Annotated in this window: 7 protein-coding genes and 2 pseudogenes; 3 read left to right on the forward strand and 6 right to left on the reverse strand. The window is 65.1% G+C overall.

Annotated elements, in window-relative coordinates; genetic code table 11:
* Positions 1 to 9 precede the first annotated feature (9 nt).
* Entirely contained in the window at positions 10 to 2,010 is a 2,001-nt protein-coding gene (locus tag DTA22_RS03440) for an acetoacetate--CoA ligase (protein ID WP_112298490.1), read from the forward strand.
* A gap of 70 nt (positions 2,011 to 2,080) precedes the next feature.
* On the opposite strand, the gene DTA22_RS03445 is transcribed toward DTA22_RS03440, so the two are convergent.
* Positions 2,081 to 2,785, reverse strand: a complete 705-nt coding sequence (locus DTA22_RS03445; RefSeq protein ID WP_112298491.1) for a GntR family transcriptional regulator — start codon at positions 2,783 to 2,785, stop codon at positions 2,081 to 2,083.
* Positions 2,786 to 2,871: 86 nt separating this feature from the next.
* Positions 2,872 to 3,348, reverse strand: a complete 477-nt coding sequence (locus DTA22_RS03450) for an Lrp/AsnC family transcriptional regulator (RefSeq protein WP_112298492.1) — start codon at positions 3,346 to 3,348, stop codon at positions 2,872 to 2,874.
* A 274-nt stretch (positions 3,349 to 3,622) separates the two neighbouring features.
* Here DTA22_RS03450 and DTA22_RS03455 point away from each other — a divergent pair.
* Together DTA22_RS03455 and DTA22_RS03460 are read left to right on the forward strand one after the other, a co-directional pair.
* Positions 3,623 to 5,972 (forward strand): annotated as a pseudogene (locus DTA22_RS03455) (transketolase-like TK C-terminal-containing protein).
* Between the two features lie 16 nt (positions 5,973 to 5,988).
* Positions 5,989 to 7,095, forward strand: a complete 1,107-nt coding sequence (locus DTA22_RS03460) for a 2-oxo acid dehydrogenase subunit E2 (RefSeq protein ID WP_112298493.1) — start codon at positions 5,989 to 5,991, stop codon at positions 7,093 to 7,095.
* Between the two features lie 292 nt (positions 7,096 to 7,387).
* On the opposite strand, the pseudogene DTA22_RS03465 reads toward DTA22_RS03460, so the two are convergent.
* The 4 genes and pseudogenes from DTA22_RS03465 to glsA form a co-directional block, all read right to left on the reverse strand.
* A pseudogene (locus DTA22_RS03465) lies at positions 7,388 to 8,174 on the reverse strand (IS5 family transposase).
* A 117-nt stretch (positions 8,175 to 8,291) separates the two neighbouring features.
* Complete coding sequence (locus DTA22_RS03470) at positions 8,292 to 9,908, reverse strand: AMP-binding protein (RefSeq protein WP_112298494.1); 1,617 nt, start codon at positions 9,906 to 9,908, stop codon at positions 8,292 to 8,294.
* A 77-nt stretch (positions 9,909 to 9,985) separates the two neighbouring features.
* Positions 9,986 to 10,717, reverse strand: coding sequence for a gamma-glutamyl-gamma-aminobutyrate hydrolase family protein (locus tag DTA22_RS03475; RefSeq protein ID WP_160118485.1), 732 nt, complete (start codon positions 10,715 to 10,717; stop codon positions 9,986 to 9,988).
* Positions 10,718 to 10,775: 58 nt separating this feature from the next.
* A complete protein-coding gene (glsA, locus tag DTA22_RS03480) occupies positions 10,776 to 11,720 on the reverse strand; it encodes a glutaminase A (RefSeq protein WP_322789941.1) in 945 nt (314 codons plus the stop codon).
* Positions 11,721 to 11,891 lie beyond the last annotated feature (171 nt).

Here is an 11,891-nt window from a genome sequence, read left to right on the forward strand (position 1 = left end):
GCACCAACAATGACCGCGCCAGGACGTGAAGTGTTGTGGACCCCACCACCCGAGCGGGTCTTCGCCTCGAACATGAGCCGGTACCAACGCTGGCTCGCGACCGAGAAGAACGTCTCCACCACCGACTTCGACTCTCTGTGGTGCTGGTCGATCGGCGACCTCGAGAGGTTCTGGCTCTCGATCTGGGAGTACTTCGACGTCATCGCCTCGGCGCCACCGCACACGGTGCTCGCCGACCCCCAGATGCCCGGCGCACGATGGTTCCCCGGCACCCGGCTGAATTGGGCCGAAAACCTGCTCCGCCACACGGATCAGGCCGGGCCCGCGATCATTTCGGTCGACGAAACCGGCACCACCGGGGAACTCTCGCGGGCCGAGCTGGTTGCGCAGGTCGCCAACCTCGCCGCCCACTTCCGGAACATCGGCGTGCGGCCCGGAGACCGGATCGCGGCGATGCTGCCGAACATCGCGCCCACCGTCGTCGCGGTGCTGGCCGCCGCCAGCGTCGGTGCGGTGTGGTCTTGTTGCGCACCAGATTTCGGTGTCAAAGGCATGGTCGACCGGTTCGCGCAGATCGAGCCGACCGTGCTGATCGGGGTGGACGGCTACCAGTTCAACGGTAAACGCATCGACCGCCGAGACGTCTTCGCCGCCCTGCTGGACCAGCTGCCGACGGTGCGGCACGCCATCATGGTCGACAACCTCGGCCTGCCCGTCACCGGGACGAATCGGCCGAGCATCGCTCACTACGCCGAGCTCGTCGTCGGGGACGCCGCACCCGAGTACGAGCGGGTGCCGTTCGATCATCCGCTGTGGATTCTCTACAGTTCCGGCACCACCGGCCTTCCCAAGGGGATCGTGCACTCACACGGCGGAATCCTGCTCGAAGCCCTCAAGGCCAACGCCCTGCACTACGACCTCGGCCCCACCGATCGGGTGTTCATCGCCGCCAGCACCGCCTGGGTGGTGTGGAACATGCTCGTCAACTGCATGGCCCCCGGTGTCACCGTGATCACCTACGACGGCAGCCCCACTTTCGGGCGGCCCGACCACCAATTCGAGATCTGCGCCCGGTACGGGGCCACCCGGTTCGGCACCGGTGCCGCCTATCTGACGCTGTGCGAGAAGGCCGGCACCCAGCCCGGCACCGATTTCGATCTGTCGGGGTTGCGGTCGATCATGTCGACCGGTTCGCCGCTGCCGGACAGCACCTGGCGGTGGATCTACGACACGGTCAGCCCGGATGTTCATTTGGGCTCGGACAGTGGCGGCACCGACGTCGCCACCGGATTCATCGGAGCCAACCCGCTGAGCCCGGTCCGCACCGGCGAACTTCAGGGCCCCTACCTGGGCGTCGACGTGCAGGCGTGGGACGAGAACGGCCGGTCCGTGATCGGTGAGGTGGGGGAAATGGTGATCACCGCACCGATGCCGTCGATGCCGATCTACTTCTGGAACGACCCGGACGGAAACCGATACCGGGACGCCTATTTCGAGGTCTACCCCGGGGTGTGGCGGCACGGAGACTGGATCACCATGGAAGCCGACGGCGGCTGCGTGGTCCACGGGCGGTCGGATTCGACGATCAACCGCGGCGGGGTCCGGATGGGATCGGCGGATATCTATCAGGCCGTCGAAGCGCTGCCGGAGATCGCCGAGGCGCTGGTGATCGGCGCCGAACTGCCCAACGGGGGCTATCACATGCCGCTGTTCGTGGTCCTGCGCGCCGGATACGACCTCGACGACGCCCTGGTGGAGAAGATTCGCAGCACCATCCGCCGAGAGGCCTCTCCCCGGCACGTGCCGGACGAGATCATCGACGTCCCGGCTATTCCCATCACCCGCACCGGTAAGCGGCTCGAGATTCCCGTCAAGAAGCTGATCCAGGGAGTGTCTGCGGAGACCGCGATCAACCGCGCCACCGTCGCCGACACCGCCGCCCTCGACTGGTACATCGACTATGCGCAGCGGTTCCAAGACCACCGCGCCGGCACCTCCACGCTCACCTGAGGGCAGGCCGCCGGGGCCGGTGCCTCGGCGGCCGCAGAGCCGACGTGAACATGCGCCGAGGCGGCGGTGTTCAGGGCGCGATCGGGTCGAGCGCCCGAAGCGCGATCTGTTCGTTGTCGTCGAGGTGCTGCCGGGTCGCCGCGGCGACCTTCCTCATATTGCGGGTGCGCACGACGGTGAGGATGTCCGCATGCACGTGTCCCCGCCGCTCGTGTTCGTCCGGTTCGGCCTCGCGACCCGAGAACGCCAGGCGGATATACCGTTCGGCGGCGTGCCACAGGCCGTCGAGCACGCGCAGGTCCCAGGCGGTGACGGCGGGCCGGAGCAGTTCGTAGTGGAAGGCGTGGTGCGCCTGGTAAATGTCGTCGAGGTCGAGGCTCTCGTCGCCGAACATGGCCACGTAGTTCTCGAGGCGACGCAGGTCCGCGTCGTCGAGCAGTTTGCAGGCGCGGCCGGCGATTTCCGGTTCGAGTTGGCGGCGTAGCCGATAGATTCCGTGCAGGTCCTCGTGCGAAAGCGGGGCGACCATAGCGCTTTTCCCGGGGCGGGTCACCACCAGACCCTGCGCTTCGAGCTCTTTGAGTGCTTCCCGGACCGGGATGAAGCTCACCCCGAGCTGGCCGGAGATCTCCCGCAGCGAGAAGGTTTGGCCCGGACGGAGTTCGCCGGAGAGGATCGAGCGCCGGATTTCCTTGGCGACCTGTTCGGGAACGGAGGTCGGAGTCAGGGCCCGCACCAGCGGTTGCGGGTTTCTCGTGCTCGTTGTCACGACCATCTCCGTCTCGTTGTCATCGCTGTCACCACGTGCAAGGCATGTTATAACACCGGGTCGATGCAGGTCTGGGCGCGGATCGACCGGTGTCAGTCGGTGAGCTTTTCGACCAGCGGGGTGATCCGGTAGTCCACCATCTCCCGCATGACCAGCGCGGTGGTGGTGCGTTTGATCCCCTTGATCCCGAGGATGTCCCCGGCCACTCGATACAGGTCGTCGGCGTCCCGGACGGCGACGTGGATGAGCAGATCCGCGACACCGCTGAGGCCGAGGACCTCGAGCACCTCGGGAATGCCGTCGAGAGCGGCCCCGACACTGGCCAGCTTGCGCTGGGTGACGTTGGTCAAGATGTATGCCTGCAGCGGATAACCGAGGATCGCCGGGTCGATGCGGCGCTCGAAGGAGCGCAGCGCGTGCGAGTCGTCGAGCTTGCCCATCCGGGCCTGAACGGTGTTGCGCGAGAGTCCTATCCGGTCTGCCAGGGCAATGGTCGTGGCCCGCGGCGACTCGGCGAGCGCGAGCAGTAGCCGGGCGTCGATCTGATCCGCTCTGTGCGTGCTTGGCATTGTGCCAATCCCACCTTCCCTCGAGTGCCCTGTCGGCGTGCATTCTGCTCAATCTCAACACCGACTATTGCGCAGGCGGCAAAATCCTGATCCACTGTTATAACAGGTGGGCGGCGGTCAGACCAGATCCGGGCACCGCCGCATTCCGATACCGCATCCGACCGCACCCACCCTGTTACCGGTCGAGCGGATTGCTCCCCGGCTACCCCGTCGGAGCCGTTCTTGTAGTTGCGCTCGTCCGCAGCGATCCGCACATGTGAGGAAAGAGAATCCGATGCCCAACACCCTGCCCGCCAGCCCCGGAACCGCGACCCCCGTCGCAGAAGCCGGACATTCGGTGGATCTGGAAACACTCGAAACGATCCAGCAGCGAGTGTTGTGGCTGTCCACCTCGATGATCCATCACGCCAACCGGATCAGGCCGAACCCCACGGGCCTGAAGGTCGGCGGGCATCAGGCGTCCTGTGCATCGATGGTCTCGATCATGACCTCGCTGTGGTTCGAACAGCTCCAGCCCGGTGACCGGGTCTCGGTCAAACCGCACGCCTCCCCCGTGCTGCACGGCATCAACTACCTGCTCGGTGAACTCGATGAGAAGTACCTGACCACCCTGCGCGAGTTCGGGGGGCTACAGTCCTACCCCAGCCGCTCCAAGGACCCCGACACCGTCGACTACTCCACCGGATCCGTCGGCATCGGCGCCACCGCCCCGATCTGGGGCGCCATGGCCCGCCGCTACGTCGAAACCACCACCGGCGGAGTCGGCACCGGCCGCCAGTACTCGCTGGTCGGCGACGCCGAACTCGACGAGGGCGCGGTGTGGGAGGCCATCCTCGACCCGGGCATCGCCGACCTCGGCGAGGTCGTGTGGATCGTCGATTTGAACCGGCAGTCCCTGGACCGGGTGATTCCGAACATTGCCGCGAACCGGTTGGAGAAGATGTTCGACGCCGCCGGGTGGCAGGTGATCACCGTCAAGTTCGGCAAACTGCTCGAAGAGTTGTTCACCCGGCCCGGCGGGCAGGCCCTGCGCACCCGCATCCTGGACATGCCCAACCCGGAGTACCAGCGGCTGCTGCGCTGCAGCGCCGACGAGGTCCGCACCCGCCTTCCCGGGAACGGCCCCGGCAGCGCGGAAATCACGGCCATGATCGCCGGCCTCGACGACGACACCCTGACCGCCGCGATCCGCAACCTCGGCGGCCACGACCTGTCCGCCCTGACCGCCGCGTACCGTCAGATCGACGACACCCGGCCCACGGTGATCATCGCCTACACCATCAAGGGCTACGGGCTGCCCACCCAGGGACACCCGCAGAACCACTCCTCGGCTGTCGGTGGACGAATACGCCTCACTCGCCGCCGATCTGGGCATGGACCCGGCGTCCCAGTGGGGCCGGTTCGATGCCGACTCCGCGGCCGGCCAGCTGTGTGAGACCACCGCGGCCCGACTGCGCCGCGACCCGGTTCCCGCTCCGCCGACACCGGCGATCCCCACCGACATCGGCCGCACCCCCAAGGGCACCGCGACCACCCAGGCCGCCCTCGGGCGGGTGCTGCTGGACCTGACCCGCGAGGCCCCCGAGGCCGCGAAGCGGGTGGTCACCGTCAGCCCGGACGTCAGCTCAACGACCAACCTGGCGGGGTGGGTCAACAAGGTCGGGGTGTGGTCGGCGGCCGAGCGCCGCAACTGGTTCGACGACGACCGCGAGACCATCATGCACTGGAATGAGCGGCCTACCGGGCAGCACATGGAACTGGGCATCGCCGAAACCAACCTGGTCGGACTGATGGGTGAGCTCGGCGCCACCTGGAGCCGGTGGGGACAGCCGCTGTTCCCGATCGGGGTGATGTACGACCCGTTCGTCGAACGGGCCCTCGAACCCTGGTCCTACGGTATCTACGCGGGCGGCCAGTCGATCCTGGTCGGCACCCCCTCCGGTGTCACCCTCGCCGCCGAAGGCGGTGCGCACCAGTCGATCAAGACCCCCTCGATCGGGCTCGAGCAGCCCGGCTGCATCAGCTACGAACCCGCCTTCGCGATCGACACCGAGTGGACACTACTGGCCAGCATCGGCCGGCTCGGCCGCCCGGACGGCACCTCCGCCTACCTGCGGCTGTCCACCCGCCCCGTCGACCAGACCCTGGCCGCGGTGCCCACCGACCCGGCGGCCCGCGAACGCCGCCGACGTCAGGTGGTGGCCGGCGGGTATCCGCTGGTGCGCCGGGACGACGCGCAGGTCACCATCGTCGCCATGGGCGCGATGATGACCGAAGCCCTCGCCGCGGCCGACCGTCTCGCCGAACAAGGCATCCCCGCCGACGTCGTCTGCGTCACCAGCCCCGGTCTGCTGTTCGAAGCGATCCAGGCGCGCCGAGGCCACGGGTCCGGCGACAGCTGGATCCTCGATCAGCTCTTTCCCGCCGACCGCGCCACCCCGATCGTGACCGTCCTCGACGGCCACCCGCACACGCTGGCGTTCCTCGCCGGCATCAACCAGGTGCGCAGCACCTGCCTCGGGGTCAGCAAATTCGGGCAGGTCGGCTCCCTCGACGAGGTGTACCGCTACCACGGCATCGACACCGACAGCATCGTGCGGGCCGCGCTCGACCTCGTCGACTAACCCAGGAAGACCCAGAATGACCACGACACAGACAGGCACCACAGTGGTGCTGCCGTCGCTCGGTGAGAACGTCACCGAAGCCACGATCACCCGCTGGCTCAAGACCCCCGGCGACCACATCGAGCAGGATGAACCATTGCTCGAGGTGGCCAGCGACAAAGTCGACACCGAGATCCCCTCCCCCGCTTCAGGCATCCTCCTCGAGATCATCGCCACGGAAGACGCTGTCGTCGAGGTCGGCGCGGCACTCGCCGTCCTCACCGCACAAGGCAGTGAAACCCAGGACACACCGCCACCCCTTGCCCAGGCAACTCCCACGCCTGCACCGACAGCCGCCACTCCTGCTCCGGCACGTGCACCCGTATCGAACCCGACCACCCCGGAGGCTGCTGCTCTGCCATCCGCGGGCGACCGGGTGGAAAAGCTGCCCCGGATTCGGCGAACCATCGCCCAGCGGATGGTCGAATCCCTGCAGACATCAGCGCAATTGACCACCGTCATCGAGGTCGACGTCACCGAGATCGCCCGGCTGCGCAACCGGGAGAAGGAAGACTTCCACCGCCGGACCGGGGTGAAGCTGTCGTTCCTGCCGTTCTTCGTCGCCGCCGCCACCGAAGCGCTCTCACACCATCCGGTCATCAACGCCTCGCTCGACACCGACTGCACCGAGGTGACCTACCACGGGGCAGTGCACCTCGGGATGGCCGTCGACAGCGACAAAGGCCTCATGGTGCCCGTCATCCGCCACGCCGACCGGATGCGGATCTCCGACCTCGCCCACGCGATCACGGGCGTCGCAGACAGTGTGCGAACCGCAACGATCCGCCCCGACGACCTCTCCGGTGGCACGTTCACCATCACCAACACCGGCAGCCGCGGGGCACTCTTCGACACCCCAATCATCAACCAACCCCAATCCGCCATCCTCGGCATCGGAACCGTCGTCGAACGCCTCGTCCCCACCCATGGCGACGGCGGCGCACTCCAGATCGACGTGAAGTCGATGGCGTACCTGTCACTGTCCTACGACCACCGCATCGTCGACGGCGCCGACGCCGCCCGCTACCTCGCCACCGTCCGGCAGCGGCTGGAAACCGGATTCGACCCCTCGGACCTGCAGTGAACGGGCCAGCACACATCCCAGGCTCTGTGCCCGGACACGGCACCCGAGACGATCACCGACTCGTTGAATTCGCCCTACGGTGGGCCCCAATAGTTGCAGTAAACGACTACACCCTCCCCGACTTCGACGAGTACATCTTGCCGGAGTTCGGACTGCAGCCAACGGTTTACTACCGCAGACTCCTCACACTCCTTCTCACACCCCCGTGCCCACGCTTGGACCCATCGGACCGGCAACGCATCATCGCACTCTGCCAGCACAAGTTGGACGCCTCGAGACCAGCAATCCCCGATTAGGAGCTTGTCTCATGTGGGGAGTTACTTGAAGCAGGTGAGTGCGGCGTCGAGGTGGGGGAATCCGGCGAAGTGTTCTGGCGTTCGTAGCGGATGGTTAGGCGTCGGTAACCAGTGAGCCAGGCGATGGTGCGTTCGATCTTCCACCTGTATCGGCCGAGCCGATCGTTCCCGTCGATCCCGCGTCGCGCGTCGCGCGATGCGCGATGCGCGATGCGCGGGACGATGCCCTGTGCGCGCAGCCACCAACTGTGGACGTCGTAGTCGTAGCCCTTGTCGGCTCGGAGTTTTCCGGGTTTACGACGGCGCGGACCACGCCTGGACCTCACCGGAGGAATTGCGCTGACCATCGCTTGCAGCAGGGTGCTGTGGTGGGTATTCGGTCCGGAAACGTCGACGACCAGCGGGATTCCGTTCGAATCGGATAGGATATGGATCTTCGATCCCTTCTTGCCTCGATCGACTGGGCTGGGTCCGGTCAGCGAGCCCCTTTTTTGCCCGGACGCTTGCCGCGTCCAGGATCGCTGCCGACCAGTCGAGTTCCCCGGCGCCCGAGCCGCAGTCTGTCGAACACCCCGGCCGCCGCCCATGCGGTGAACCGGCGGTGCGCGGTAGGGACGGTCACACCGAACGAGGGCGGAAGGTGCCGCCACGCGCACCCACTTGTCAGCACGAACACGATCGCGGTAAAGATCGCATGATCGTCGACCGGCGCGCTCGCACCTCCCTGCGGGCGGCGAAGCGCGGAATCAACGGTTCGGCGCTCTCCCACAACGCATCCGGCACAAACCGCAGAGACAACTCATCTACCGCGCGTCAAATATTGCACCACAAGTCACTTCATCCACATGAGACACGCTCTTAGTCACTCCCCTTGTTGACTTATCGCCCGGAGGTTTCTCGCTACCCTTGAATCCTGATTCCTGCGCGGCCCCACTCCGCATCGCGTAGCTCGTTCTTTCGTGTCTTGCCGGTCGATGTCTTGGGTAGCTCGATGATGAACTCGATCGCACGCGGTGCCTTATAGGAGGCTATGCGGCCCTTCACGTGGTTCACGAGCTCTTCCTCGTTGACGAGCACACCTGAGGCGAGAACGACGAAGGCTTTCGGCCGTTCGCCCCACTTCTCGTCCGGTACACCCACAACTGCGACATCAGCAACGGCGGGGTGGCTCATCAGGGCTTGCTCCACCTCGATTGTCGAGATGTTCTCCCCGCCTGAGATCACGACATCCTTGGCGCGGTCGAGGAGCTGGATGTATCCATCGGGGTGCATGACGCCGAGGTCGCCTGAGTGGAACCACCCTCCTGCGAACGCGTCGGTCGTACCCGAGTCGTCGCGGTAGTAGCCCTTCATGACGAGATTTCCGCGCATGACAATCTCACCCATTTCGGCGCCGTCGGCGACCACGTCGACGAGCTGACCTTGTGCGTCGGGGGCAGTACGCACGACCCGCGTGTGGTCGGCGGTGAGCATGCCGACGCCCTGCCGTGCCAGTCTGCGCGACAGTTCGTCTCCATCGAGGTCGTGCCATTCGGGTTTCGGCTCGCATACCGCATACGGGCCATAGGTTTCGGTCAGCCCATAGACATGAAGGAGAGTTGCCCCCAGTGCTCGAATCTTGTTGATCGTCGTTGGACTCGGCGGAGCGCCTGCTGTGGCGATCGTGAAGGGACGTTCAAGGAGGTGGGCCTCCGGTGCGGACGCGAGCATGGTCAGCACGGTAGGTGCACCGCTCATATGGTCGATCTGCTCGGCGTCGATCAGGGCCCACATGGCGTCACCACGAACTGCGCGGAGGCACACGTGAGTGCCGGAGGCCGCGGTAACTGCCCAGGGGTTGCACCAGCCGTTGCAGTGGAACATCGGCAGCGTCCATAGGTAGCGGGTGTAGACGTCGAAGTTCTGGTGGTGCTGTTGGCTGAGTGAGCTTAGGTAGGCACCTCGGTGTGTGTACATCACGCCCTTGGGTCTGCCTGTTGTGCCGGAGGTGTAATTGATAGCGATCGTTCGGGTCTCGTCGTCAATCTCCCAACGGATGGGAGTATCACTGCCACGGCAGAGGAGCTCTTCGTAGCGAATAGTGCCTGGCAGGTTGACGTAGTCGCCGTCGACGCTCGGGGTCTCGACCACTTCCCGTACAGATTCGAGTTTGGCGTTCTTGAGCTCGCGAAGGAGGCCGGCATCGCCGACGAGCATCACAGCCGCGGAGTGATCGCAGATGTACTGCACTTCGTCGCAGGATAAGCGGGTGTTGATGGCGACGAGGACTGCGCCTGCCAGCGGTACTGCGTAGTGCGCAACCAGCAACTCTGCGGAGTTCGAGGCGAGGTACGCAACACGATCCCCGGGCTGGACTCCGGATCCACGGAGCGCATGCGCGAGTTGGGTGACGATGTCGGATAGCCCAGCGTAGGTGTATCGGCGTTGACCGTCGATTACTGCGGTCTTGTCCGGGTGTACCTCGGCAGCACGGCCGAGAAAACGAAGTGGGGTCAGCGGAGTGTCAAGTCCGGACATCTGCGTAGTTCTCCTTGGTTGGTTGTGACGGGACAGCGGACGGGTGGCGGATAGCCGTGTGGCTGGCACAAACGACGTCACACACCGAGGGCCGATTGCGCGCAGCGGTTTGCAAAGCCGCGGAGGAGTTGCATCGCATGCGCTTCGGTACGCCAGAGAACCTCCGGATGCCACTGCACGGCGACGATGTCTTCATCGTCGATCTCGAATGCCTCGGTCAGGCCGTCGTCGGTATACGCCGCCGCCCTCGCGGAAGAGGCGAGGACGCGAATTCCCTGGTGGTGCTGACTGTTGACAGCGACCGTACCGTCGACGCCCATCCATTTCGCTAGGAGGGTCCCGGCTTCGATAGTGACGAGGTGGAGGGCACGCGCCAGTGCCTTTTCACTGCGCGAATGTCTAGTTTCCCCTTGCCGGTCCCTGGCGAGGTCCGCGTACAGTGTTCCCCCCAAGGCCACATTGGTCAGCTGCGCTCCGCGGCAGATCGCTAACACAGGGATTCCACGTGTCCGCGCAATCCGCAGGGCGGTGAGTTCATTCTCGTCGAGGTCACGGTTGATCCTTGTGACGAGCGGATCGTTCGTGTCGCCGCCATAGAGTGCTGGGTCAACGTCAGAACCACCACTGATGAGAAGCCCGTCGACGGTCGAGAGAAGATGCTCGAGGTCGGTGCGTGGCCGGCCGCAGTCTATTGCCAGTGGTACTGCATCGGCGGCAACGAGACCGCGGAACATATCCTTCCAATGAACGAACCCTGGAAGGATAGAGAAGTCGAGAGTTACCGCGATAACCGGTCTTTCGTCGTTCATCGTTTCCCCTTTTTTAGCTTGGTCGCGACTGTTGCCGGGTTGGCAGATGCTGGTGGCGTCAAAACACGGACCACCCGGCGAGGCGAGCAAACTCCTCGAGAGCAGCGACGCCTCCAGCAGAGTTCCCGTCGGCATCAAGTGGAGGGCTCCACACGCACACCGCCCCGATCCCCGGCATGATGGCGACCACACCTCCGCCGATACCGCTCTTGGCGGGGAGACCGATACGGTAGGCGATGTCACCAGCCGCTCCGTACATGCCTGACATCAGCAGAACCGCGTTGACCCTGCGGATGGAGGCGTCGTCAAGGACGCGCGCATGCGCGGACCGATCGGCAAGGAACAGGGCTGACGTCGCGACCGCCTCTGCAGTCGCCGCAATGGCGCATTGTGCGAAGTACTGGGCAAGAACTTCGTCGATGCCATTGACTAGTTTGCCGTGCTCTGCCAGGACGTGGGCAATGGCCGCGTTTCGGTGATCGGCGATGGTCTCGGAGAGTGCCACGTGGGGATCAGAGACGATTGTTGCGCCACCACAGGCCCCTAGGAGTTCGATCGTCGCCATGACTGCGTCTCCGGTGAGTTCCATCAAGCGATCTGTGACGACAAGCGCGCCCGGGTTGACGAATGGGTTGCGGGGACGGCCCTGGCTGCGCTCGAGTTCGGCCACCGAGCTGTATCCCGAATCCGTCGGTCCCCATCCCACATGCTCCCACGCCGACGGGTTGCGCTGAAGTAGGGCACACAGGGCGAATAGTTTCGCCACGCTCTGGATGGAGAACGGGTCGGCGCTGTCCCCGGTCGTGAGGAGGTCCCCATCGATCGTGGCAACGGCCATGCCAAATTTCTCGGGAGAAACTGCGCTAAGAGCGGGGATCCGACTCGACACTCGACCTGTTTCGGAGGCGGCACGACCGCAATCGGCAGCGGCATCAAGATACCGCTGAAGTTGCGCTGTGCGCGTCTCGAGACGCGCGATATGTGTGGGAATGACGCACCTCAGATTCGACGGGGAATGGTGCGAGCCGGGGCGGCACGCCTTCGTGCCGCCATCACTGCCACCACTGCCCGCATGTCCGAGAGACGTTAGCTGCAGTCGTTGGCCCAAAGCTCGACAATAGAAGGTTATTACGCTTATTAGGACTAGTCAATAGACCTTATTTCGGCGACGTTC

Origin of the sequence: Rhodococcus wratislaviensis (assembly GCF_900455735.1) — a bacterium.
GTDB classification, from domain to species: Bacteria; Actinomycetota; Actinomycetes; order Mycobacteriales; family Mycobacteriaceae; genus Rhodococcus_F; species Rhodococcus_F wratislaviensis.

Excerpts from the sequence above, each read along its gene's own strand:
- DTA22_RS03445 (WP_112298491.1), bottom strand. The coding sequence starts at position 2,785 with ATGGTCGTGACAACGAGCACGAGAAACCCGCAACCGCTGGTGCGGGCC.
- DTA22_RS03470 (WP_112298494.1), bottom strand. The coding sequence starts at position 9,908 with ATGTCCGGACTTGACACTCCGCTGACCCCACTTCGTTTTCTCGGCCGT.
- DTA22_RS03475 (WP_160118485.1), bottom strand. The coding sequence starts at position 10,717 with ATGAACGACGAAAGACCGGTTATCGCGGTAACTCTCGACTTCTCTATC.
- DTA22_RS03460 (WP_112298493.1), top strand. The coding sequence starts at position 5,989 with ATGACCACGACACAGACAGGCACCACAGTGGTGCTGCCGTCGCTCGGT.
- DTA22_RS03450 (WP_112298492.1), bottom strand. The coding sequence starts at position 3,348 with ATGCCAAGCACGCACAGAGCGGATCAGATCGACGCCCGGCTACTGCTC.
- DTA22_RS03440 (WP_112298490.1), top strand. The coding sequence starts at position 10 with ATGACCGCGCCAGGACGTGAAGTGTTGTGGACCCCACCACCCGAGCGG.